The sequence below is a fragment of the Maridesulfovibrio sp. genome (assembly GCF_965230075.1).
In the GTDB taxonomy this organism is placed as follows: domain Bacteria; phylum Desulfobacterota; class Desulfovibrionia; order Desulfovibrionales; family Desulfovibrionaceae; genus Maridesulfovibrio.
Window position 1 is genome coordinate 2,488,253 of sequence record NZ_OZ245945.1, and the last position, 23,101, is coordinate 2,511,353.

Annotated in this window: 22 protein-coding genes; 11 read left to right on the forward strand and 11 right to left on the reverse strand. The window is 49.5% G+C overall.

Annotated features, from left to right (window positions below; genetic code table 11):
- Positions 1 to 15 precede the first annotated feature (15 nt).
- The 5 genes from ACO05Z_RS11280 to ACO05Z_RS11300 all read left to right on the forward strand — a co-directional run bounded on the left by ACO05Z_RS11280 (position 16) and on the right by ACO05Z_RS11300 (position 8,426).
- Positions 16 to 963, forward strand: coding sequence for a hypothetical protein (locus ACO05Z_RS11280; RefSeq protein WP_421902279.1), 948 nt, complete (start codon positions 16 to 18; stop codon positions 961 to 963).
- An 11-nt stretch (positions 964 to 974) separates the two neighbouring features.
- Complete coding sequence (locus ACO05Z_RS11285; RefSeq protein WP_421902280.1) at positions 975 to 3,227, forward strand: ATP-binding cassette domain-containing protein; 2,253 nt, start codon at positions 975 to 977, stop codon at positions 3,225 to 3,227.
- Positions 3,228 to 3,229: 2 nt separating this feature from the next.
- On the forward strand, positions 3,230 to 4,522 hold the full coding sequence (locus ACO05Z_RS11290; protein ID WP_421902281.1) for an HlyD family type I secretion periplasmic adaptor subunit: 1,293 nt from the start codon (positions 3,230 to 3,232) through the stop codon (positions 4,520 to 4,522).
- Positions 4,523 to 4,558: 36 nt separating this feature from the next.
- Entirely contained in the window at positions 4,559 to 6,559 is a 2,001-nt protein-coding gene (locus tag ACO05Z_RS11295; protein WP_421902282.1) for an HD domain-containing phosphohydrolase, read from the forward strand.
- Positions 6,560 to 6,725: 166 nt separating this feature from the next.
- Positions 6,726 to 8,426 carry a hypothetical protein gene (locus ACO05Z_RS11300; protein ID WP_421902283.1) on the forward strand — a complete coding sequence of 567 codons (1,701 nt, stop codon included), beginning with the start codon at positions 6,726 to 6,728 and terminating at the stop codon, positions 8,424 to 8,426.
- A 38-nt stretch (positions 8,427 to 8,464) separates the two neighbouring features.
- Here ACO05Z_RS11300 and ACO05Z_RS11305 read toward each other — a convergent pair whose 3' ends face one another.
- Positions 8,465 to 9,346: a mechanosensitive ion channel family protein gene (locus ACO05Z_RS11305; protein ID WP_421902284.1), complete on the reverse strand. Its 882-nt coding sequence runs from the start codon at positions 9,344 to 9,346 to the stop codon at positions 8,465 to 8,467.
- A gap of 200 nt (positions 9,347 to 9,546) precedes the next feature.
- On the opposite strand from ACO05Z_RS11305, the gene ACO05Z_RS11310 reads away from it, so the two are divergent.
- From ACO05Z_RS11310 to ACO05Z_RS11330, 5 genes are all read left to right on the forward strand, one after another.
- The gene (locus ACO05Z_RS11310; protein ID WP_421902285.1) at positions 9,547 to 10,338 is read left to right on the forward strand and encodes a LytR/AlgR family response regulator transcription factor; all 792 of its coding nucleotides are present in this window, start codon (positions 9,547 to 9,549) and stop codon (positions 10,336 to 10,338) included.
- Between the two features lie 106 nt (positions 10,339 to 10,444).
- Positions 10,445 to 12,181 carry a LytS/YhcK type 5TM receptor domain-containing protein gene (locus ACO05Z_RS11315; RefSeq protein WP_421902286.1) on the forward strand — a complete coding sequence of 579 codons (1,737 nt, stop codon included), beginning with the start codon at positions 10,445 to 10,447 and terminating at the stop codon, positions 12,179 to 12,181.
- 68 nt (positions 12,182 to 12,249) lie between these two features.
- Entirely contained in the window at positions 12,250 to 12,678 is a 429-nt protein-coding gene (locus ACO05Z_RS11320; protein WP_421902287.1) for a hypothetical protein, read from the forward strand.
- A 1-nt stretch (position 12,679) separates the two neighbouring features.
- On the forward strand, positions 12,680 to 13,036 hold the full coding sequence (locus tag ACO05Z_RS11325; protein ID WP_421902288.1) for a hypothetical protein: 357 nt from the start codon (positions 12,680 to 12,682) through the stop codon (positions 13,034 to 13,036).
- Between the two features lie 185 nt (positions 13,037 to 13,221).
- Positions 13,222 to 13,788 (forward strand): flavodoxin family protein, encoded by a 567-nt coding sequence (locus ACO05Z_RS11330; protein ID WP_421902289.1) that lies wholly within the window; start codon positions 13,222 to 13,224, stop codon positions 13,786 to 13,788.
- 84 nt (positions 13,789 to 13,872) lie between these two features.
- On the opposite strand, the gene ACO05Z_RS11335 is transcribed toward ACO05Z_RS11330, so the two are convergent.
- Positions 13,873 to 14,598: a Fic family protein gene (locus tag ACO05Z_RS11335; RefSeq protein ID WP_421902290.1), complete on the reverse strand. Its 726-nt coding sequence runs from the start codon at positions 14,596 to 14,598 to the stop codon at positions 13,873 to 13,875.
- 204 nt (positions 14,599 to 14,802) lie between these two features.
- Between ACO05Z_RS11335 and ACO05Z_RS11340 the strand changes: the two genes are divergently transcribed.
- Positions 14,803 to 16,221 (forward strand): carbon starvation protein A, encoded by a 1,419-nt coding sequence (locus ACO05Z_RS11340; RefSeq protein ID WP_421902291.1) that lies wholly within the window; start codon positions 14,803 to 14,805, stop codon positions 16,219 to 16,221.
- 116 nt (positions 16,222 to 16,337) lie between these two features.
- On the opposite strand, the gene ACO05Z_RS11345 is transcribed toward ACO05Z_RS11340, so the two are convergent.
- From ACO05Z_RS11345 to atpD, 9 genes are all read right to left on the reverse strand, one after another.
- Positions 16,338 to 17,198, reverse strand: a complete 861-nt coding sequence (locus ACO05Z_RS11345) for a F0F1 ATP synthase subunit gamma (RefSeq protein WP_421902292.1) — start codon at positions 17,196 to 17,198, stop codon at positions 16,338 to 16,340.
- Positions 17,185 to 18,711 (reverse strand): F0F1 ATP synthase subunit alpha, encoded by a 1,527-nt coding sequence (locus ACO05Z_RS11350; RefSeq protein WP_421902293.1) that lies wholly within the window; start codon positions 18,709 to 18,711, stop codon positions 17,185 to 17,187. Before ACO05Z_RS11350 ends, ACO05Z_RS11345 begins: the two co-directional genes overlap by 14 nt.
- A 124-nt stretch (positions 18,712 to 18,835) precedes the next feature.
- Entirely contained in the window at positions 18,836 to 19,567 is a 732-nt protein-coding gene (locus ACO05Z_RS11355; protein ID WP_421902294.1) for an ATPase, read from the reverse strand.
- Between the two features lie 2 nt (positions 19,568 to 19,569).
- Positions 19,570 to 19,848 carry a F0F1 ATP synthase subunit C gene (locus tag ACO05Z_RS11360; RefSeq protein WP_015852105.1) on the reverse strand — a complete coding sequence of 93 codons (279 nt, stop codon included), beginning with the start codon at positions 19,846 to 19,848 and terminating at the stop codon, positions 19,570 to 19,572.
- A 133-nt stretch (positions 19,849 to 19,981) separates the two neighbouring features.
- A complete protein-coding gene (locus tag ACO05Z_RS11365) occupies positions 19,982 to 20,650 on the reverse strand; it encodes a F0F1 ATP synthase subunit A (RefSeq protein ID WP_421902295.1) in 669 nt (222 codons plus the stop codon).
- On the reverse strand, positions 20,641 to 20,958 hold the full coding sequence (locus ACO05Z_RS11370) for an ATP synthase subunit I (RefSeq protein ID WP_421902296.1): 318 nt from the start codon (positions 20,956 to 20,958) through the stop codon (positions 20,641 to 20,643). Before ACO05Z_RS11370 ends, ACO05Z_RS11365 begins: the two co-directional genes overlap by 10 nt.
- Positions 20,945 to 21,331, reverse strand: coding sequence for an AtpZ/AtpI family protein (locus ACO05Z_RS11375; protein WP_421902297.1), 387 nt, complete (start codon positions 21,329 to 21,331; stop codon positions 20,945 to 20,947). The genes ACO05Z_RS11370 and ACO05Z_RS11375 overlap by 14 nt, the downstream gene beginning before the upstream one ends.
- Complete coding sequence (locus ACO05Z_RS11380; protein ID WP_421902298.1) at positions 21,328 to 21,708, reverse strand: F0F1 ATP synthase subunit epsilon; 381 nt, start codon at positions 21,706 to 21,708, stop codon at positions 21,328 to 21,330. Before ACO05Z_RS11380 ends, ACO05Z_RS11375 begins: the two co-directional genes overlap by 4 nt.
- Positions 21,705 to 23,078 (reverse strand): F0F1 ATP synthase subunit beta, encoded by a 1,374-nt coding sequence (gene atpD / locus ACO05Z_RS11385; RefSeq protein ID WP_421902299.1) that lies wholly within the window; start codon positions 23,076 to 23,078, stop codon positions 21,705 to 21,707. The genes ACO05Z_RS11380 and atpD overlap by 4 nt, the downstream gene beginning before the upstream one ends.
- Between the last annotated feature and the right edge of the window lie 23 nt (positions 23,079 to 23,101).

Here is a 23,101-nt window from a genome sequence, read left to right on the forward strand (position 1 = left end):
CGGGGAAAAATATAAATGTCTGCTGATAGCGGCCCTCCGTGGCCGGGTTTTGTTGATGCGCTCTCAACCGTACTCATGATGATGGTGTTCTTCACCTTGCTCATGGTGCTGGTGACCGGAACGCTCTCATATATTGTAGCGCTCAAGGAAGTTAAGCCTGGAGCTGCCCACTCCACCGAACAGGTTGAGACTCTGGTGGCTGCGGCGCAGGATCTTTCTTTTATGGAAAAACCTTCTTCCATGGACAAATTGGCCGAAGCCATGACCCAGAGCGCAGTTCTGGGCAAGGAAGACCTTGTAACCACTCCCCCGCCCCAGCGCTTTGACATTGAAGAATATGAGCGGGAAAAGGAAATGCTCCAGAAAAGAGTAGCCCTTGCTGAAAGTGCTGCATGGACTGCACATCTGGAACTTCAAAAGCTCAAAGAAGAAGTCAAAAAACAACAAACTTCACAGGACCCCAAACTTGCTGCAAAACTTCAGGCTGCACTTGATAAAATCAAGCGTCTTGAAGCCAAAGGAGCAGTAGAAAAGAAAGTTCAGACTGAAGATGAGTTTGTTCCCCCGCCGTTTATTACCAAGATGGTTCAAGGGTTGAACAATAAGAACCGGGTCATCATTCTTTACAACAAGTTAACCAGTACCCTTGAAGAAAAGACCGAATCAGAACTGCTAGCCTGGGTTAAGCAGAATGAATCCGCAATCATGCAAAAAGGATTGCTGCTTACTGCTACTCTCAATCACGAAGCGGTTTCATCCAGTATGGCCAACTCAGTATCCTTCAAAAGGCTCTACGGGCTGATCAAGTTTGTGAACGATCAGGCACACATTCCCAAAAGCAAGATTAAATTCCGGGCTTTAAATGAAGGAGTACCCGGCACCAACCAGGTTGTAGTCAGCATCGGCAGCAGCTTTGGCAAAATTAATAAAAACAAAGACTTGAACATTTCTGTTAAAAAATAAGGGGCAGGGACTTGGACAACCAGAAAAAACCAACCCCGGCTCCTGATACTGCGGCTGAGAAGCAAACCGAATCAGCCGCAGATTCCGGCGATACCATCAATACCAAGGGTGCCTCGCAAACGGAAAATGACGGTTCTGAGAAGAAAGACTTTGTTCCTCAGGAGAATATAGGCCTCTTCAATCCCGGTGAGGATGAAAAAGGGGCTTCTGTAACTTCCTGCCTGAAAAAGATTGCCGATAAATACGGCATTGTCGTTACCGGCAGTTCCCTGCAACTGGGCAGTTCTTCCCCCATCAATGAATACCTGCGACTACAGGCGGATAACATGGGGATGAACCTTTCCATCAAGCCTCTGCCGCTGAAAATAGACGATGAAATGCTGCCCCTGATTGTGCAGTATTCGGACGGTAGTTTCGCACTTATCGAAGAGAAGGTTGGCCGCAGGCTGACCCTTTGGAACGGCAGGCAGGAAATCATCAGGAACCGCAAATCGGAATTCACTGAATTCAAAGACTGGTCCTGTTCACTCAAGCCTGTTTTCGAAACCGACAAAGTCCCCTTCCTGAGCCTGACATGGTTTTTGGGACAGATCGGCAAGATGTGGCCCATGTACTCTCAGGTCATATTAGCCACGGTGATGATCCATTGCTTTACTCTGGTCATCCCTCTGCTGATGGGTATCTTCTATGACCGCATTCTCCCCAACCTTGCGGAGAACTCGCTCAAGGTGCTGATTACCGGAGCCATCATTGTACTGGCTTTTGACTATATCCTCAAAAACGTAAGAACGTCCCTTGTGGAAAAAGCAGCCCTGCGCGTAGAACAGGATGCGGAACCACAGTTACTATCCCTTGTACTGGACACCAACTACTCCAAGCTACCCCTTTCAGCCGGACATCTGGCCCATGCGGTGCAGGAATTTTCACGCATTAAATCCCTGTTCACCACCCAACTGGTGGTCGGGTCCATTGATTTCTTCTTTCTCTTTTTCTTTCTCTTCATCATTTACCTGAACAGCGGAATGCTCTTTGCCGTTCCGGCTGTAACTTCTTTTCTAGTCCTGATTGTAGCTATCGTTTACGGCTTTTTCATTGATGCCAATGTCTCTGCCCAAAGCAAACTGCAATCACGCAAGAGCTCATTTTTAAATGAAATTTTCAATGGTGTTGAATCCATCAAAGTAACCAATGCGGCAAGACTCTTTGTTTCCCGCTGGGCTTCTGAAATTGAAAAGTCCGGGGAAATGTCCTCAAAATACCGCCTTGCCCAGTCCCGGTGTTCCATGACTACCGGGTTTCTTGGCCAGCTCAATTCCGCAGGGTTGCTCATCGTAGCATTCTTCCTGATCAAAAGCGGCAGCATGAGCAGCGGAGGCCTGCTGGCGACCATGGTTCTTTCCGGCCGCTGCATTGCGGTTTCCGCCAGTATGTCCAATCTGATCACCTCCTACCTGTTTGCGCGCCGCTCTTACAAAGACCTGCGTAAAATCCTTGAGCTGGAAAAAGAAAGCTGCGAAACACGCCAGTTTAAAATTCAACAACTGGGCGGAGGAGTTCGTTTTGACAGCGTTTCTTTCCGCTACCAGCCTGAATCCCCTTACGCACTCGAAAACGTATCCTTTAAGACACGACCGGGAGAAAAAGTAGGGATCATCGGTCCCATGGGCAGCGGCAAATCCACCTTACTCAAACTGCTGGCCGGACTGGCCGACCCCAGTGAAGGACTGATCATGATGGACGGGCACAACATGGCCCATCTGAATATCGAAAAAGTACGTGAATTTGTCGGCGTTGTTCCGCAGTCCCCCGTACTCTTTCACGGCACCCTTGAACTGAACCTGCTCATGGGCTCGCGCACTGCCACCCAGAAATCACTACGCTCAGCTCTGGCTATTTCCGGCATTGAAAGATTTGTTTCCAAGCACCCGCTGGGTCTTAAAATGCCCATCCTTGAAGGAGGAAAAAACCTCTCCAGAGGACAGCGTCAGGCAATAGCTGTGGCCAGGGCCCTAATCAGTTCTCCCCCCCTGCTGCTCCTTGACGAACCGACCAGCTCCATGGACTCCACGCAGGAACGGATGCTGATCAACCAGATCAAAGAAACCATGGCCGATAAATCCATTTTCGTTGTCACCCACAGACCGCAGATCCTTGAGGTTGTGGACAGAATCCTTGTTGTGGACCAAGGACGCATTGTTGCCGACGGCCCACGCGATGAAATCATCCGCAAACTTTCCAGCCCGGCTCCGGCCAGACAGGGGTAATCATGGGAAAGAACTGGAAAAGCAACCTGCTCTGGTCCTTGGAAAAAAGCCTTGGGAACTGCATTGTCCTGCTGCTCATACTGGGATTTTCAATCGTATTCATACTCTGGGCCCACTCCAGCAAGATAGAAAAGACTGTACGCGCCCAAGGTGTGGTGGAAACCAACCTTACCGACAAAATCGTTGGACACTTCGAAGGTGGTGTAGTTGAAAAAGTATTTGTGGAAGAAGGTGATACCGTTCGCAAAGGACAGGAAATCGTCGCCATTGCCAACACAAATATCACTGAAAAGCGCAATAAATCTCTCATCAAAATGAAACGGCTGCAGGCCAAGCTCAACCGTCTCATTGCTGAAAGCAACAACAATACAGATGAGTTCGCGCAAAAGGCTTCGACCCCGGAAGAAAGGAGCGAAATTCAATTCGCCCGTATCCGTGGGGATGCCCTTGAAGAAAAGATCAACATCCTCAAGACCCAGATTCAGCAGTCAAAGGCAGCCCTCTCAGCCAGTGAAAAGCATGTAAAAAACCTGCTTGATGAACAAAAAGTGCTCAAGGAGCAGCACGATATGCTGGAGCCCATGGTAAAAAAAGGTATCGGTTCCCGTCAGCTTCTGCTGCAACGCAAAACCGAACTGGCAAAGATCACTACCAGCATTGCCGAAATTTACAACAAACGGGACGAATACTCCCTTGAAATCCGCGAACTGGAACAGCGCATCAATCAGGAAGAGCTGGATTTCTACCGGGACATCCGCGAAGAGATCAACCTTGTCAGTTCTGAACTGAAAGGAGTCCGCGAAGAACTTAACGCCGCCAACGAACAGATCGTACGCTCCGTTATCCGTTCTCCCATTGACGGTACCATCTACAAACTCAGCGCAAACACTGTAGGCGGTATTGTCCGTTCCGGAGAAGCATTGGCTGAAATCGTACCCCTTGATGCCACTATCCGCATTGAAGGGAAGGTTCAGCCTAGCGACAGGACCAAAATATGGAACGGCATGACTGCCAAAATCAGGCCCTCATCATATGAATTTTCAGATCAGACAATGCTCAAGGCCAAGATTGTCAACATCTCGGCCAAGACATATTTCGATGACTTGACCCGTACATGGTACTACCGGGTAATTTTCAACACCGTTAAGGAAGATGCGGACAAGGTTAAAGAATTCCTGCCGGGCATGATTGTAGAAGTTAATATTCTCTCCGGCGAAGAAAGTGTCCTTGAATACCTGCTCTCCCCCATCACACGGGGAATGCGTGGTGCCCTTTCCGAGCATAGAACCCGCTGATAATCGACCACCAAGTTCATGAACAGGAAACAAAAAATGGCAAACAATATTAATGCAACTATCAAACAGATTTTCTCAGTCAAAAACCTGCTGCTGGTCCTACTGGTGCTGGCACTGGTTGGCGGGACTTTTGAAACTCTTAGCTACCTATGGAAAGAGAAAGAGCAAACCGTCCGCACTGAGCTCAAAGACTATCAGAAAGCTGTTGTTGAAAATGAATCAGAACTGCTCTCTTCCCAGCTGATCAACTACGTAACACGCGGTAAGGAACTGGCCCGTGCCAGAATTTTCCGACTCGCCATGGACGGCCTTAAATCTCCCAAAAAAGAGACTGTTCGCAAGGCACAGGAAGACTTCGAAAACTTCGTGAAAGTCAACGGCTTCTCCGCAGGAAGTCTGTTTGAACCGGACGGAAATATTTTCGCATCCACTGAAGGTCCGGAAGAAATTATGGGCCGTGGATACAAGCAGGCTATCCAGAACACCCTGCGCAGTCGTACCCCCATGTTTACACCACTTCGAACAAAAGGTAACGGTCTGGTCGCTGATCTTTTTCTTCCTGTTTACGATGCATATGCGACCAGCACTGCCACACCTCCATCGCGTGTACTGATGCTTGAAGTTCCCATGACTTCTGTTCTGCGCGCTTTTCTCGGTGCTGAACGAAGCTTCAAATTCAAAAGCTCAATCCACCTGATCCAGCAGAACGGCAAGACCAGCGAAGAGACCACTTTCAGTTACCCCAACAGCCTGAAACTTCAAGCCATGAAAGTTTCTTTTGACGGGGTCAGCGAAGTTCTTTTTGGAATCAGGACTGATCTTTCCATGGAGAAACAGGTTTACTCCACAGCCCAGTTTATCCCTGTCGTAAACTGGTGGGTGATGATTGAAACAGCCACAGCTGTACCAAACAGAATTATTTCTAGATACCAGCAGGAAAGCATTATCTTCGCATCCCTGCTGCTTGCGGCAATGATCTTCTTTGTACTCACGGTCCGCTTTATTGCCTCCACACGTAAGTACCACCGCAAAAGCTCCAGACTGGAAGAAAAAATTCCTACTCTGCAAAAAGAACTTTCTCTGTTGCGCATTATCAACAATGCCCTGCCGGAACCGGTAACCCTGAAAAAAAGTGAAGACGGTGCATTTATTCATGTAAACAAATCCTTCACTGACTTCACCGGCTTGAAGCAAAGAGAAGCCCTGAACCTGACTGATAATCAGGTATTTGACCATCACGAAGCAGAGACCCTTTCCCACGGAGACCAAATGGTCAGCATGTCCAACAGCTCCTATAGCGAAGAGCTGACAATGACCCGCGGCTCCAACAAGTCTACTATTCAGGTTACTTTTGTCCCCTGTTCTGTTGACGATGAAAGCGACGCCATCCTCACAGTCTACCGGGATGTTACCTCTGAAAAGAATGCATCTGAAAGGGGAATTGAAGTCCGCCAGCAGGTAATCAATGCATTGATCAGAGCGGTAGAAAGTGTCCCTTTTCTGGATGGCCATACTTCACTCATGCGTAAGCTGGCCCTTGAAATCGCTGAGACACTTCTCCTGAGTGATGCAGATTGCGCAACAGTGGAAGCTGCGGCAATTCTCTCGCAGGTGGGTAAAACATTTGTCCCCAGAGAGATCATGGAAAAAGAAGGTAAACTTACCCCGGAAGAGATCAAGGAAACCCAGAGGTACATTGAACATACCTGCAAAATCCTTGAAGGCGTTGAATTTGACCTGCCTATCACCCAGACCATCTGGCAGATGCAGGAAACTCTCGACGGTACCGGATATCCCAACCAGCTGGAAGGTAGAAGTATCTCTACTCTGGCCAGAATCCTAGGTGTAACAAACACTTTCAGCGCGCTGGTCCAGAAACGCTCCTACAGAAAGGCCAAAACAGCCCGGCAGGCTGTTGATATCCTGCAAAGCATGGCTGACAAAAAATACGACAGCTCAGTTATTGAAGCGCTGGGGGCAGTAATCGAAACACAATCCGGAAAAGCTATCCTGCAGGAAAGCCATGTAGAATATTAACAACCCACCGTATTAAATAAGATTACCAGAGCAGGCATGGAGGGATTTTATCCGCATGCCTGCTTTTTATATCTCTCCTCGATCAATAAATACTTGATCGCTCCCGACAATTTTAGGTACTTTTAAAGTCTGCTTAATTATTTAATCCAATCAGGAACTGACCATCATGACCAAGATTTTCCGTATTTTTCCGGCCATAGCCGTTTTATCCGTATTTCTTCTGCTGCAAAATCCAATTTATGCAACAGCCCAGACCGAAACGTCTGTTAACGCTTCAGCAGAGGCAGCTAAAAGTCTCGTAGAACAACAGACAACTCAGTCTGAAACTCTCATCAACCTCATCCAATACAAAACCACGCTGGAAAAACAGATTGCGGAGACCAAAAAAGAGCTCAAAAAAACCACACATCAGATGGACAAGGAAGTTCTGTCCACAAAATTGAGCGACCTCAAACAGCAGCTTAAGGATGTCCGCCAGAACTTCGTAAAAGTCGCCACCGGACTTGATCTTGCAGTTTTCGATGAAAATGCACAGCAGCATTTCGTTTGGCAGGAAGAAGTGGAAACCTTAGTCCGCCCGCTGCTGCAGGAGCTTAAGGAAATGACCAAACGTCCCCGACAGATCGAACGTCTGAAAAGCCGGGTAGCTTACTTTGAAAGCAGACTTCCAAGAGCCGAGGAAGCGGTTAACAATATTGATGTTCTGATTAACGCAAGCAAATCTCCGGTACTCAAGTGGGAACTTGGATTACTCAAAACAGATTTTGAAAAAAGACGAACCAACATTGACAACCAACTCGATGTTGCTCGCTTTGAGCTCAAGGAACTTACCAAGGATAAACAGTCTTTCTACGAATCAACAAAGAAAGTCATGGCCATATTCTTCAAAAGCAGAGGCAAGAACATACTCTTCGCCCTGCTGGCGTTTACTGGAGTTTTCTTCTTTTTCCGCTTTGTGGATCGTGTTTTCAAAAAGACTCTCCCGGCATTCAAAAGTAAAGAGCGCCCATTTTACATTCGACTCATCGAAGTTCTATTACTGATATTTACTGTAATTGCAGCAACGTCCGCCTCCCTTTTCACCCTCTATATTTCGGGTGACTGGTTCCTGCTCAGCATTGCCATCATCTTTATCATCGGTGCACTCTGGACCGCCCGTGCAGGATTTACCCGCTACTATGAACAGGTAAAACTAATTCTCAACCTCGGTTCTGTTCGCGAAAACGAACGTGTTATCTATAACGGCGTTCCCTGGCAGGTAGAAAGACTAGCTCTTTTTGCCAAACTGAAAAACCCGGCCTTAAGCCCTAGCAGAATCAGATTACCCATCGGCGAACTGGAAGATGTAGTTTCCCGCCCGTTAGGCAGAAACGAACCGTGGTTCCCCTGCATGATTGATGATTGGGTCATCCTTTCCGACGGTGTACGCGGCAAAGTAATCAGCCAGTCCCCGGACATGGTGGAACTCATCCAGCGCGGCGGTGCCTATGTAACCTACCAGACTTCGGATTTTCTGGGCCTCAACCCCAAAAATCTGTCCCGTAATTTCCGTTTGAAATCCGTATTCGGCATTGACTACGTCCATCAGGGAGAGTGCACATCCACCATCCTCAAGCAGGCCAAGGAATTCATCACCGCCAAGCTCGAAGAGGATGGGTACACTGAACATGTTCTCAACCTGAATGTGGAATTCGAATCAGCTGGTGCATCCTCGCTCAATCTGGTCATCATTGCTGATTTCCACCGTGATATTGCTGCACTGTACGGACGTCTACAACGCGCCCTGCAACGATACAGCGTTGATGCCTGCACCCATTACGGATGGGGAATTCCATTCGACCAGCTGGTCATTCATAAAGCAGAATAGTAAAAGGGGTGCCGTTTGCAGCGGCACCCCTTATTTTTTTATTCCACCTTATGCAGATGAACATCGCTCTGCGGATAGGGAATGGAAATTCCGGCTTCATCAAGAGAAATCTTGATCTTCTCCAGCAGGGCAAACTTGGTTGCCCAGTAATCAGCCTTTCCAACCCACGGGCGTACAAAAATATCTACGCTTGAATCTCCAAGATTACCGACAGCAATCAACGGCTCCGGAGACTTAAGCAACCTGTCTTCTGCATCAAGAATGGACTTAATAATAGACTTGGCCTTCTCAATATCGTCCTCATAACCTATCCCGATGATTAGATCGAGACGCCTTGTTTCGTGGGCACTGGTATTGACAATTACCGAACCAAGAATAGATGAGTTAGGTACAACCACCCGCTGATTATCGGGAGTAGAAAGCTCAGTATAAAAAGCAGACAGTTCCTGAACTGTTCCGGAAGTTCCAGCAATAGTAACGTAATCTCCCTTCTTAAACATACGGAACAGAATCAGCATGACCCCGGCGGCAAAGTTTGCCAGTGTATCTTTTAAGGCCAGACCAATTGCAAGACCGGCAGCACCGAGTACAGCAAGGAAGGAGGTGACATTGATTCCCGCCTGCCCAAGCGCGGCAACAACAAATGCCGATAAAAGAGCATAGTAGACAATAGTCGCGATAAATGATGTGAGGATATCGTCAACCTTGGCCTTAGCCATCACCCGCTTGACCACATTCGAAATCTGCCGGGAAACAAGACGTCCCACCAGCAACACTAGTATAGCTACAAGTATCCGTAATCCGTGCACACTGACATAGGCTATGGCATCTTCGGCAAATTTGCTCACCGAATCAGGGTTCATTAAATCAATTTGAATTTCCGACACAGCATCAGCAGCAGCTTTCCCAGTCTCATTCATAAAAATCACCCGTATGTTTTGTTGTTAACGACAGATAACACCTTTACCATTAGTATCTCTTTAGCGCGTTTTATATTCTTGAGGCAACGATGAAATACAAATTGCTACACAAAATTTGACCAATAGGCATATTTGCTTTTAGCCGGATTTCTCTTTATCGATGGAAAAGCTAATCCCAACCCCATAAACCGGATAACACCATGTCCAGCCAACAAAATATACGCTGCATCCTCGTCGACGATGAAACCCCGGCCCTTGATGAGCTGAGTTTCCTGCTCTCTGATTTCAACGATATCGATGTAATCGGAACAGCGACTTCTGCGACCAAAGGCATCAAGCTTATTGAAGAAAAAAAGCCCGATCTCGTATTTTTAGATATCCAGATGCCCGGCAAAAACGGTTTTCATGTCTTGCAGGAAATCATGCAGCTTCCAGACCCGCCGCTGGTAATCTTTGCCACAGCTTACGATGAGTACGCCTTACAGGCATTTGAAGAAAATGCCGTGGATTACATTCTCAAGCCTCTCTCAAGCGAAAGGCTGAAAAAATCCATCCAGCGTATTCGCTGCCTCGTTTACGCTAATTGTGAGGAGAAGGTAGAAATACCGGACATGAACGCCTTGCTGGACACCATGGGGTTGGGAACAAAAGTCCTGCGTATATCAGTGGAAGACAGCGGAAGAATTCTATTACTCGAACCATCCGACGTCATTCTCTGCCGGGTCGAGGAACGCAAGATCATGGTTTACACGCAAAAAGGCATCTTTCCCTGTTACGGAGACAAGACTCTTGATAAACTTGAGGAGCGGTTGCACGGGCAGCCTTTTTTCCGCACCAACCGAGGTGAGATGGTTAACCTGACCCATGTGCGTGATTTTGCACCATGGTTTAACGGCAAATATGTGGTAACCATGAAACATATTGATGAGCAGGAAATTATCATCAGCAAAGGGCGCGTAAAAGATTTCCGCCAGCGGTTAGGGCTGGCTTAAAAATGCCTCCGGCGGCTTAAACCCTTTTTGTAAAAAGGGTTTAAGAATCCCAAAAACTTTTAGTTTGCTTCGCAGCTTCATAAGATAGAACTTACTAGATATAAATATGAATCCAGAAACTTTGATTATTACACTTGCCGAACGTTTCGGCCTGATCGTGGCCGGTGCTTTCCTGCTTTTGACCATTACCCCGGTCCATAAAATAGGTTTTCGCCAGACTTCTCCCAAAGCTGATATTGCCATACAGATTCTTATTTTCGGCATCTGCGGAATATTGGGAACCTACGGTGGTAACTTCGTATTCCAGTCCGTTGCCAACCTGCGCGCCATGGCTGTCATTACCGGAGGTCTCTTTGGTGGACCGCTGGTAGGACTCGGAGCCGGCCTTATCGCCGGAGGACACCGCATCTTAATAGACCTCGGTGGATTCAGTGCCATCCCTTGTGGCACTGCGACCATGATCGAAGGACTGGCTGCCGGTATAGTCTCGCTGCACTTGAGCAAGAAGATGGACTGGCGTGCCGCTGCCGGACTGGCTTTCGTCGGTGAGATCATCCATATGCTCATGGTCCTCTACCTTTCCCATCCATATGAGGAAGCCCTGCAATTAGTCGAACTCATCGCCATGCCCATGATTGTGCTGAACACCTTTGGTGCTGCCCTCTTCGCACAGGTCATAAACATTGTTTTCCGCCATGGGACCAAGCAGGACTCAGTCAAGGCACAACATATCCTTGATATAGCCAACCTGACTGTAAGCCATTTGCGTTCAGGGCTGACCCTTGAATCCGCACAGGAAACCGCCAAGATCATTCACACCCACCTCAGTGCCGCAGCCGTTGCTATTACCGACAATGTCAACGTACTGGCCCACGTGGGCGCTGGAGATGATCACCATCTGCCGGGTAAGAAAATCCGCACCGAATCAACACTGGAAGTACTCAACGAAGGAGAACCGCTCTTTCTTGAATCCAGCAAACAGATCGGTTGTGGACAACCGGGGTGCCCGTTCACCTCTGCTGCAGTTGTCCCTCTGCACAAGAACGGACAGGTAGTCGGCACCCTCAAGCTTTACGGAACCCGCAAAAACCAGCTCGACCAGCTTTCCTTTGAAATGGCCAAAGGTCTGGCTAACCTCTGCTCCACCCAGCTTGAGCTAGAGGAAATCCAGATCAAAGAACAGATGCTGGCCCATGCAGAAATCCGCCGCTTACAGGCCCAGATCAACCCCCATTTTCTGTTCAACTCCCTGAACACGGTGACATCATTCTGCCGCACCAACCCGGATCGCGCCCGTGAACTGCTGCTTGAGCTTTCCAAATACATGCGCAAAAACCTCGACAGCAGCCGGGGCTACGTTCCCCTGCATGAAGAACTGGCCCAGTTGCACAGCTACCTCGCCATTGAGCAGGCCCGCTTCGGGGATCGCATCAAGGTTGACCTCAGCGTAGAAGACGTATGTCTGGAATGGCCCATCCCGCCGCTGATCATCCAGCCGCTGGTGGAAAACAGTGTAAAACACGGTCTCATGGGCCGCGAAGAAGGCGGCACTATAACTATTGATATTTATTGCAATAACGAAGAAATGAATATTTCAATTGATGACGACGGCATCGGCATGACCCAGGATCAGGTTGAAGCCATCTACGCCAAAAAGAAAATTGACTCCCGCGAAAAAGGAATCGGGGTCCGCAACTGCATCCAGCGTCTGGAACAGATATACGGACCGCAATACAAAATGGTTATCCTCAGCGTAGAAGGAAAAGGAACCACTGTATCTTTCAGGGTACCCAAACTGCGCACCGCCGTGCAGATGCAGGAATTTGCTGGGAATGCAGGGTAGAAACTTGATAAAAAATCACAGCTGCTCTAAATTGGCCCTCATAAATCCATAAACTAAGGGCCGCAACTATGAGCAAATGTTCCTGTAATACCCGTATATTCAATTCCTTTGCCGCACGCATTCAGAAACTGCATGAAACCGTGCACGCAAAATCAACTACGGGCATTAAGCTCTACAGCACCATCAGGACCCTTTGCGTAATAAAAAGCCTCAGCCGTATAGTCATTCGTAATTTTGCCAAAGACTGGCAGGAAGCATCCTGCCATATCAATGCCGATGCAGACTGTGCGGCAGTGCTCCAGAAAGCGGCAACTATCAAGGATCAGCTCACTGAATCCCACCTCAGACTCTGTACCCTGCCCTCTCCATTCGCGCGCTGGGCAGGACGCAGGCTCACCGGGCCGCTCATGGACTGGAACGACCTAGTACTTGATCTTTCCATTGCTTCAGATCCGGAAATTCAGCACTCCCTCTGCGAACTGGAGGAGATGCTTTAACATGACCATGCTTCAGGAAACAGACGCCTACCTGCGCTATGAAAAAAGTCTGCTCAAAAAGTACCCACAGGCCAAACGTGATATCAATCGTGCCAAAAAGAAAATCATCAAACGCCCGGCCCGCGGAGTTGTCTACCGGGGCCTCAACAAAATAGCCTTGCGCAAGATCAGGGTCTCAATCAGAATCCTGCGCATCTCCCCCCGCAAGGGCTTACGCCTCTTCTACTTTTACTCCGAAAAGAAAAACAAAGCCGTGCCCATATTCATCTTTAAGAAAGGCCGCCCCCAGACTGAAGGACAGGTCATGAAGCTCTTTAACCGCGCAGTGAATGAAGTCGTTGAGGAATTGAAACATTAAGTCCACTCACAACTATTTCCTATTTTTGCCCATTGCACTTCATGACGATCTTGCTTAACTTTGCCCGACAAAATTTCCGCCTGCAATTCACGCAGGCAACACCAATCCCAACCAATCAAGCCTGTGTCGCGCCTGAAAATTAATCCATATTACCGCCGCACGAGCTGACAAATCAGGAGCAGAATATGAAAGTTCTTTGCCTTCAAGGCAGTGCCAGAAAAAAAGGCCATACCGCTAAAATGATCGAATGGGTTGAAGCAGAGCTCAAAGAAACGGGCCACGAAGTTGAGACCATCTATCTCAACGACAAAGACATGAAAGGTTGTATGGCCTGTATGAAGTGTAAGGAAAAGCCGGAAGAGATCGGCTGTGTAATTAAAGATGACATCCCGGCAATTCTGGAACAGATGATAGCATCCGACGCAGTTATTTTCGCTTCCCCGCTCTACTTCTGGGGCCCCTCCGCACAGCTCAAGACTGTCATCGACAGAACATACAGCCTGTACGTAGACTACCATATGCCAACCCACGCTTCCCTCATCAAGGACCAACGTCACGGCTTTCTGGTAACCGGTGGCGGACCATACGAAAACAACGCTGCGGAAACCTTCACCGCTTTCTCCAGAATGAAAAAACCGCACCTGACCAACCACACCGCAACTCTCTTCTTAGGCGGCTGTAAGAACCCCGACAACCTCGGGGAAGAGGCAAAGCAGCAGGCTGTAGAATTTGCGAGAGAACTGGTTAAATAAGACTCTCCGCACCCATATTAAATGAATAAGCCTGACGTGATTTATGATCGCGTCAGGCTTTTTTGTTGTGAAGAGTATAAAAAACTAAAAATCAAATTTTGCTGCCAGCTTCTCATGACAACCTTTAAGAAAGGCGAGCATGTTTTCCGGATCACCGCTTTCATAATATTCGATCATCCCGGAGTTGTACTCCGCCAACAATTTAGCAGGGATAGACATAGGAGGATAACCGTTGGACAGCAGATGTCCGTTCATCATGAGCAAACCCGTTCGCTTGTTTCCGTCATAAAAAAACTGGCTGCGGGCAAAAAGCAAATGCAAAAGATAACCTTGAACTGCAATTGACTCTTCAGCCTCAATGGTTTCCATCACACTCTGAAATGCTGCTTCCAATTCATCTGGTTTCGGAGGGCTGTAATCAGTTCCGGCAATCCCCACTTGTCCTGACCAGAAACGCCCGATCTCCAAAGCTTCATCCTTCGCAATCACAGCTTGAAGATCACACGCTACCTCTTTACTTATCTCAAACTTACCGGACTCAGCCAATCCAAGCAGGGCCTCCCATCCAAGAACCTGCTGCTTAAGCTTTTCTGCATCAGAAATTTTATGACCGCCGACAGTAATCCCTTGAATAAAGGTTTGAACCTCCGGAAACGTGAACGGCATCCCTTCCAGCTTCTGTGTATCAAAAACCAATTCTGCAAAAATTTTACGGGCAACAAATAGAGCTTTCTTCTTATCAGGACGCATACATCTACCTCTAAATAGAATAGGGCGCTGCGTCCCGAACGCAGCACCTGAAAATTTCATAAAAGAGTATTTTCATTTACAAGAACTGTCAATTTACACAAAGGCAATCATATCCTGCAGCAGCCAATTCCCCCCATCTCATCCGTTATAAGTCATTTCAAACACCGAAAACGACATTTCAAACACAAAGCATAGAATTCACCCCCGCCTTTATGACAGAAAGAGCGCATAATTTCTTTTCAGCAAAAGGACGGAGGAACTTTTATGCTATTTTTCTTTGCCTGTGTGGCAGCCCTTATCGTCGGTTATTTTATTTATGGTAAATTCGTGGACAACGTGTTCACCCCGGATGCAAAACGCACCACCCCCGCATACGCAATGCGTGATGATGTTGACTACATGCCTATGCCCATGTGGAAACTCATGTTCATTCAGGTTCTGGATATCGCCGGAATCGGCCCCATCTTCGGCCCCATCCTCGGTGCCCTGTACGGTCCCGTAGCCCTTATCTGGATCGTTGTCGGCTGTATCTTCGCCGGAGCCGTTCATGACTACTTCAGCGGAATGCTTTCCATCCGCAACAACGGCGCATCTGTACCCGAACTGGTTGGTGAATACCTCGGCATGACAGCTCGTCAGGTAATGCGTATCTTTGCATTTGTACTGCTCATGCTGGTCGGTGTTGTATTCGTACTCGCACCAGCAAAGCTGCTCACCGGCCTGACCGGAGTAGAGACCGGAATCCTCGTAGCCTGCATCTTCGGTTACTACTTTCTGGCAACTATCCTGCCCATCGATAAACTCATCGGTAAACTTTACCCCCTGTTCGGCGCACTGCTGCTGATCATGACTGTATCCCTTGCAATCGCACTCATGTTCAGCGGTCACACCATGCTGCCCAACCTTGATTTCGCAGTGAACTTCCACCCCGGTGACAAACCCATCTGGCCCCTGCTCTTCATCACCCTGTCCTGCGGCGCAATCAGCGGTTTCCACGCCACTCAGTCTCCGCTTATGGCCCGCTGTGTAAAGAATGAAAAAGAAGGCCGCCCCGTATTCTACGGCGCAATGATCATCGAAGGTATCATCGGCCTGATCTGGTGTACCCTTGGCCTGTCCTTCTACGAATCCCCCGAAGCACTCAACGCAGTTATCGCTGCCGGCTCCCCTTCCGCAGTAGTCTCTGAAGTTGCTAACTCCCTGCTCGGTCCCATCGGCGGCATCTTCGCTATCATCGCAGTAGTAATCCTGCCCATCACCAGTGGTGATACCGCTTTCCGCTCCACCCGCCTCATTGTAGCGGAAACCTTCAAAATGGATCAGGGCCCCGCAATCAAGCGTCTGCTCATCGCAGTACCCCTGTTCGCTCTGGGTTACATCATCTCCACCCAGAACTTCTCCGCAATCTGGAGATACTTCGGCTTCTCCAACCAGTGCCTGTCCATGCTGGTCCTCTGGACCTCCGCAGTATACCTCGCCCAGCGTGCAAAACTGCACTGGATCGCATCCATCCCCGCAACCTTCATGACCGCAGTTGTTGCCACATTCATCTGTCAGGCCAAGATCGGTTTCGGACTGGACATGAACATCTCCATCATGATCGGTATCGCAGCAGCAGTAGCAGCATTCGGTGCCTTCTTCGTGAAGTACGTTCGCCCCAAAGCAGCAGTTGAAGCCAACTAGACCATCTTCCTAAAAATAAACACATCCCACTCCTAATAAAATTCCCCCGCTTGCTGATGCAGGCGGGGGAATTTTTATTTCCAATTTAAGAAAGCTAAGCTATTTAATTCTTCCTATCACCCCCCAACAACAGCCTCCACCCCAGCAACAATATCCAACAACTCGCCAGTGATCGAACCCTGACGGGTAGTGCGATACTCGGACTCAAGGACCTCGACATGCTCAATGATGTTTTTCTCGGCAACCTGCATGGCGGCAAGGCGGGAGCTATTCTCGGCGGCTAAAGATTGAACAATTCCACCGTATACGGAGATATATAGATATTCCCTGAATAAACTTGAGAATAAATCTTGAACCGGAACATTGGTCATTGGCAGAGACTTTCCATTCCATTTCGTGCTTCCACTACGCTTATGGAGCGGTAAAATATGACGGGCCGCGACCTTCTCCCCGTCACTGACGTGTAGGTTGTTCACTATGGTGAAATGGTTCATCCCGCGCTTGTTGCGCCATTCTTCCAAATTCTGCTCTATGTCATCAACGATGGTATCAACGCCGCGCAGGCTGCCCGGAACCCGAAAATTCAAATCCACCTCAACCCCGGAGTCCTCCAAAGAACCGCGCACCCGTTCCCCGCAGGTCCAGCAGATTACCTTCTGCCCAGCCTCACGAAACGAATCCACAACAGCCACAGTCTCAGCCCGTGCCAACTCGTTAAACTGGCCACACATGCCCTGATCGGAACCAATTGCCAGCACCACGGCAATTCCGTCCCGCGGACCATGGGGCAGTATTCCGGCATTACGGAAGAAGACAGTCCAGCCCTGCTCAATCACCTCGGCATACTCACCGACTCCCTTGGCCGCATTCTCGAAATGGCGAATATTGACCGCAGCAAGGGCCTTCATAGTCTTGACCACCGAAAGCAGATCGCCCGTGGTCGCAATCTTTTTGCGCACGGCCTCAAGCTGCTGCATGCGCCTCCCTCCACTTCTGCATATGATGGGTCACTGCCTTCTCAAGTTCAGCCCAGATTTCATCCTTGGTATCCGCCTGTGCCAGACGTTCCATAGGTTCGAAACTCTCTTCCATACGGGTCAGCAGGAACTGCTGTACCTCGGCAATACGTTCCAGCGGGATATCATCCAGCAATCCAAGCGAGACTGTCCAAAGAATCACTACCTGCTGTACCGCACTGAGCGGCGTAAAACGGTCCTGCTTGAGTAATTCTCGCACCCGCAAACCATGTTCAATGCGGTTTCGGGTATCCTGATCCAGCCTCGTACCGAACCTTGCGAACGCCTCCAGTTCCTGAAACTGGGAATAGGTCAAACGCAGGTCACCGGAGACCTTGCGGTAGGCCTTGGGCTGTGCGCGTCCGCCCACACGGGAAACCGACTTACCCACATCAATTGCCGGGAGCATGCCCTTCTGAAACAGCACCGGGGAGAGGTAAATCTGACCGTCCGTGATAGAAATCAGGTTAGTGGGAATATAGGCCGAAATATTCTGGGCCTCGGTTTCCACTATGGGCAATGCGGTGAGCGTACCACCGCCATGCTCCGGCTTGAGCCTAGTGGAACGCTCCAACAATCGTGAATGGATATAAAAGATATCACCCGGAAAAGCCTCACGCCCCGGAGGACGGCGCATAAGCAAACTGAGCTGGCGATATGCCTGAGCATGACGGGTCAGGTCATCATAAACAATGAGCACATCCTTGCCCTGTTCCATGAAATATTCAGCCATGCTCGTTGCCGCATAGGGCGCGACATATTGCATACCCGAAGGAGCATCACCCTCAACCACGACCACGAAGGTATAGGCCATAGCCCCGTGGTTACGCAGGGTATCAATGACCCTTGCCACAGAAGTACTACGCTGACCGATGGCGCAGTATACGCAGACCACGTCACCCTGTTTCTGGTTCAGGATGATATCAAGGGCAATGGAGGTCTTTCCGGTCTGGCGGTCACCAAGGATCAGCTCCCGCTGGCCCCTGCCGATGGGGATCAGCGTATCAATGACCTTGATACCGCTGGCCATGGGAGTATCAACCGGGGCACGCATTAGGATGGGCGGAGCCTCCGATTCCACCACACGGGTTTCGAATGTTTCCGGAGCCGGCCCTCCGTCCAGCGGATTGCCCAGCGGGTCTACAATGCGCCCGATCAGATCGTCACCCACGGGGACACTCAGCACCCTACCGGACGGGACAGCCTCATCCCCGGCCTTAAGGCCAGTATTAGCGCCCAGTAGGGCAACACCAATAGAATCAGGCAGCAAATCAAGAGCCATGCCCGGGACATCATTGCCAAGCGTGATCAGTTCTTCAGACCGCACAGAGCCTAATCCCTGCACCTGAGCCACGCCGCGAGCCACGGAGGTTACCCTCCCCACTTCACGCGAGTCCGGGCTGTATTCCATATTCTCGCGACCCTTTTCATGGGCATTCAAGGCCTGATCTATATTTTTTTCTAGGAAACCCATGTTTTGCCTCCGGCGGCTGGGGAAGGGGAAACTCTTGCAAGAGTTTCCCCTTCCCCAGACCCCATTCCCTTCAGAACTTTTTAGTTGGCTTCGCCGCTTCGTCTGGTGGAGAGTGAGGATAGATTTAGCTGTTGATTTCCGATAAAATTTTTTGTTCCAACTCGTTAACATACGAGCTTAGATTCCACTCCCATTTACGGTCTCCGGCGATCAATTCAATGCCGAGTCCCAATCTAGGATCAGTTGAAAATATTCGTTCATTCTGGACCGGGAACAACTCTGCAAGCAATTGCTTGAGGCTTTGCTCCTGCAGATCTGTATGCTCAAATCCAGTACGGATCAGGATTTCAGAATTACCGCAATCCACGCCACGGGCTTCATTATCTATCCGTTGCATGAACCCGCTTAAGATCAGTTGCTCAAGATCGCTGCCGGAAAGATCCTGTACAATCCTTGCGGCGGTTGCAGAAACTTCATGGATAAGCTTCTTGCGCAAGTTGAGTGCAACACTTTCCTTTTCCCGCTCCAATGCGGCCAGCCATTCCCTACGTATGGTTTCGACCTCACCCCGCGCTGAATCCATGACCTGTTCCCGCCACCTTTCGGCCTCAGCATGGATTTCAGCCATGACATCAGCCTCACGGTTATCAAGCTCCTCACGTTTACGGCGAAGCTCCATGTTAAGGGTCTGCGCTTCAGCTCTGGCTTCACGCAATGCATGCGTTTCCTGCGCAACATGCTCCTGACGCTCCTGCATAGCCTCAACAATGGGCTTGTATAGGAACAACCTGAGTAGTGCGATGAGTACAAAGAAGTTCAGAATCTGCGCAAAGATCGTGAACCAATCCAGCAACATTATCAGCCTCCGGCCTTTTCAAGGAAATAGGACCAGAAAGGATTAGCAAAGAGCAAAATCATAGCCAGCACAAAGCAATAAATTGCAGTAGATTCAACCATTGCCATCCCCACAAACAGGAACTTAACAATAGTATTAGTCTCATCCGGCTGCTGGGCAATTGAACTCAGCGCCCGCGAGAGAGCCATACCCTCACCGATCGCAGGACCGATGGCCCCAATACCCATGCAAAGACCAGCCGCAATAATCGACCCGAAAGCAATCCAACCAAGAGTTTCCATCAAAACCCCCTTTTTGATTAAATTACCCGGCGAAGCCCTATCAAAAGTTTTTGGGATTCTTAAACCCTTTTTTCAAAAAGGGTTTAAGCCGCCGGAGGCAAAATCATTTCATCCAAAACGCGAAGCGTATCAACTAACCATGCACCTCAAGACCTGCGGCGATAAACACCGCCGCAAGTACGGTAAAAATATAAGCCTGCACCACTCCGATAAGCAGCCCCAGCATCTGCATTATTACAGGCACGAACAGCGGCATAATCACCAGTAGAATCGCGCCCATCATGGTCCCGCTAAGTATGTTCCCGAACAAGCGCACCGCTAGTGCAAAAGTCCGGCTGACCTCACCGATTATGTTGAACGGCAACATGAACGGCGTAGGTTGCACATAACTTTTGAGATAATTAAGCAAACCGTTCTCCTTTATTCCGTAATAGGGAACGGCAAAAAATACGATCAGGCTGAATGCAGTGGTAGTTGAAAGCGAGCCTGTAGGCGGCTTGAATCCCGGTACTGCGGACAGCAAATTGGATACGAGAATGAAGATAAACAAAGTGCCGAGCAGAGGCAGAAACTTCTCCGGCTGTTGATTGGTGGCGTCTTTGATCTGGGAAAGCAGCCCCCCTACCAACACTTCCAACAGATTCTGCTTGGCTGTGATCTGAGCTGAAGATGTAACTTTGCGGGTCACAAACCATGAAAATCCGGCAAGCAGGACCATAACCAACCATGTATAAACAATGGTGGCATTCAGCTTGAAGAAACCAAAGCTGAAATAGATTATATGGTCCGGGCTTATTTCCATTCAATCCCCTTCATTTTGACGATATCCAGCATGCCCATGCCGCAATGATTCGCCAGAAAGTAGGTTCGCAACAGGTAGAAACCAAAAAATGCAGAAACAAACGGCAATGGACCGTAGCTCATAACCTGCGCAAAACCCCACAGGGTTATTCCGTATCGGCCCAGATAACTGGACCAGAAAAACAAGCGCGGCCTTTCGCAACGAGGCAGCATACGCACAGTCAACCATAGCCCACCGAAATGGACTGCAGATAAGAGCAATCCAATCCCGAAAGCTGCAATAGTTATCATTAAACTACTGATGATCATTCTCCCCGTCCTTCTGCCTTATGTCCTGCTGCTCCCACTCTTCACGTTCCTTGATGATCTTGTTCTTCTCGCGGTTCATCCAAATCCCGGCAAACAGACAACCTACCGCCAAACCAGCGCCAAGCATGGTCATGGTCCAATTAATTTTGGTGGGCCAGCGATGATCCAGCCAGACTCCAAGCAGACTGCCCAGCACCACAGGCAGGGCAACCAGCCAGCCGACAGCTCCCATAGCTCCAAAAGCCGACCACGCTCCGACGGTACCTTTCTGCTCCGCACGAATCTTGCGTTGCTCCTTGCTGCCTACGGTCTGACCGAATTCGTCCGGTCTATGCTCGCTTGGCCTGTGCTCGGTTGGCTTGATCTCATTCATGTAGTCTCCACTTCAATGAGGGTCCGCACAAATCCTGCTTCAAGCTTGGCAACAGCACTGCGCGCAGACTTTTCCGCCTCCGCAGCCTCATCCTGCATACGCAAAACCTCAGCTTCCAATTCACCAAGCTCCCCGGCAACAGCAGCACGGGAAGAGACACGAACCGCATCGCCCTTCTTGACCAACACACCGCCATTCACAGCCAGATGGTGCGGCTCCCCCTCCACCTCGTAAGTAAGGATACCCGGAGCAAGGGCCGATGCTGTATCAATATGGTTGGGCAACAGGCAGAAGCCACCTTTAGTGCTCTCAGCCAAAACTTTATCTACCAGACGGTCCAGAAATAGACCTGCGGGTACAAGAATCTTCAGCCTCATTTGCCGACCTCCTCAATGGAACCGATCATGTAGAAATCTCGCTCAGTAGCATCGGGAAATTCGTCATTCAATATACGCTCACAACCGAGAACCGTATCCTCAAGAGATACAATCCGCCCGTCCATACCCGTAAAATGCTTGGTGGTGTTGAAAGGCTGGGTCATGAACCGCTCCAGCCTGCGCGCACGGGAAACAATCTTTCGGTCCTCACGGGAAAGCTCCTCCAGACCGAGCATGGCGATAATATCTTTAAGGTCCTCGTATTGGGCAAGGGTACGGCGTACCTCGCGGGCAACGTCATAATGGCGCTGTCCCACAATTGCCGGAGAAAGCATCATGGACCGGGATTCCAGCGGGTCCACAGCAGGATAAAAACCTTCCCCAGCACGCTTGCGGGAGAGGACAATGGAAGATGAAAGATGTGAAAAGGTGTGGGTCGCAGCCGGGTCAGTGAGGTCATCGGCAGGCACGTAAACAGCCTGAATTGAGGTTATGGCTCCGGAACTGCTGGAGGAAATACGTTCCTGCAATTCCGCGAGATCAGAACCGAGAGTCGGTTGGTAGCCCATACGCGAGGGTAGGCGGCCCAGCAGACCGGAAAGCTCCATCCCGGCCTGAATAAAGCGGAAGATATTATCGACCAGCAGGAGAACATCCTTACCCTGATCATCTCGGAAATATTCGGCAATGGTCAAAGCTGTATGTCCGGTACGGAAACGCGCCCCAGGAGGTTCATTCATCTGCCCGAAAACCATTACCGTGTTATCGAGTACCCCGGCATCACCCATTTCGCGATATAGTTCCTCCCCCTCACGACAACGTTCCCCAATGCCGCAAAAGATACTTATCCCGCTATGTGCGCCGACCATATTGTTGATCAGCTCAGTGATAAGAACGGTCTTCCCCACTCCCGCCCCACCGAAAAGTCCGGCCTTGCCACCCTTTTCAAGAGGCATAAGCAAATCAATGACCTTAATTCCAGTAGTGAAAATTTCTTCGGAGACAACGCGCTGGGCAAGCTCGATAGGCTGATTGTGAATGGACCTGAATTCAACTTCCTCCGGCAGTTCCTTACCATCTACCGGGTCGCCAAAGACATTCAGCACCCGACCCAACAAGTCCTCCCCCACGGGAGTGCACAAGGTTTCACCATCACAATGGACCACATCACCACGGGCCAGCCCTCCGGTAGGAGTCATGGCAATAGCGCGGACAGAGTTCATATCCAGATGGTCAGCAACCTCAAGGGTAACACCCTTCTCTCCAGCAGAGTGCATCACCGAAAGCAAAGGGGGGATTTCTTCGGGGAAACGCACGTCGACTACGCTTCCCCGCACAGATATTACTTCGCCCGAAAACTTGTGTTCCATAACTTCACCGCCGCAACTTGAAT

Excerpts from the sequence above, each read along its gene's own strand:
- ACO05Z_RS11280 (WP_421902279.1), top strand. The coding sequence starts at position 16 with ATGTCTGCTGATAGCGGCCCTCCGTGGCCGGGTTTTGTTGATGCGCTC.
- ACO05Z_RS11290 (WP_421902281.1), top strand. The coding sequence starts at position 3,230 with ATGGGAAAGAACTGGAAAAGCAACCTGCTCTGGTCCTTGGAAAAAAGC.
- ACO05Z_RS11295 (WP_421902282.1), top strand. The coding sequence starts at position 4,559 with ATGGCAAACAATATTAATGCAACTATCAAACAGATTTTCTCAGTCAAA.
- ACO05Z_RS11300 (WP_421902283.1), top strand. The coding sequence starts at position 6,726 with ATGACCAAGATTTTCCGTATTTTTCCGGCCATAGCCGTTTTATCCGTA.
- ACO05Z_RS11305 (WP_421902284.1), bottom strand. The coding sequence starts at position 9,346 with ATGAATGAGACTGGGAAAGCTGCTGCTGATGCTGTGTCGGAAATTCAA.
- ACO05Z_RS11310 (WP_421902285.1), top strand. The coding sequence starts at position 9,547 with ATGTCCAGCCAACAAAATATACGCTGCATCCTCGTCGACGATGAAACC.
- ACO05Z_RS11315 (WP_421902286.1), top strand. The coding sequence starts at position 10,445 with ATGAATCCAGAAACTTTGATTATTACACTTGCCGAACGTTTCGGCCTG.
- ACO05Z_RS11320 (WP_421902287.1), top strand. The coding sequence starts at position 12,250 with ATGAGCAAATGTTCCTGTAATACCCGTATATTCAATTCCTTTGCCGCA.
- ACO05Z_RS11325 (WP_421902288.1), top strand. The coding sequence starts at position 12,680 with ATGACCATGCTTCAGGAAACAGACGCCTACCTGCGCTATGAAAAAAGT.
- ACO05Z_RS11330 (WP_421902289.1), top strand. The coding sequence starts at position 13,222 with ATGAAAGTTCTTTGCCTTCAAGGCAGTGCCAGAAAAAAAGGCCATACC.
- ACO05Z_RS11335 (WP_421902290.1), bottom strand. The coding sequence starts at position 14,598 with ATGAAATTTTCAGGTGCTGCGTTCGGGACGCAGCGCCCTATTCTATTT.
- ACO05Z_RS11340 (WP_421902291.1), top strand. The coding sequence starts at position 14,803 with ATGCTATTTTTCTTTGCCTGTGTGGCAGCCCTTATCGTCGGTTATTTT.
- ACO05Z_RS11345 (WP_421902292.1), bottom strand. The coding sequence starts at position 17,198 with ATGCAGCAGCTTGAGGCCGTGCGCAAAAAGATTGCGACCACGGGCGAT.
- ACO05Z_RS11350 (WP_421902293.1), bottom strand. The coding sequence starts at position 18,711 with ATGGGTTTCCTAGAAAAAAATATAGATCAGGCCTTGAATGCCCATGAA.
- ACO05Z_RS11355 (WP_421902294.1), bottom strand. The coding sequence starts at position 19,567 with ATGTTGCTGGATTGGTTCACGATCTTTGCGCAGATTCTGAACTTCTTT.
- ACO05Z_RS11360 (WP_015852105.1), bottom strand. The coding sequence starts at position 19,848 with ATGGAAACTCTTGGTTGGATTGCTTTCGGGTCGATTATTGCGGCTGGT.
- ACO05Z_RS11365 (WP_421902295.1), bottom strand. The coding sequence starts at position 20,650 with ATGGAAATAAGCCCGGACCATATAATCTATTTCAGCTTTGGTTTCTTC.
- ACO05Z_RS11370 (WP_421902296.1), bottom strand. The coding sequence starts at position 20,958 with ATGATCATCAGTAGTTTAATGATAACTATTGCAGCTTTCGGGATTGGA.
- ACO05Z_RS11375 (WP_421902297.1), bottom strand. The coding sequence starts at position 21,331 with ATGAATGAGATCAAGCCAACCGAGCACAGGCCAAGCGAGCATAGACCG.
- ACO05Z_RS11380 (WP_421902298.1), bottom strand. The coding sequence starts at position 21,708 with ATGAGGCTGAAGATTCTTGTACCCGCAGGTCTATTTCTGGACCGTCTG.
- atpD (WP_421902299.1), bottom strand. The coding sequence starts at position 23,078 with ATGGAACACAAGTTTTCGGGCGAAGTAATATCTGTGCGGGGAAGCGTA.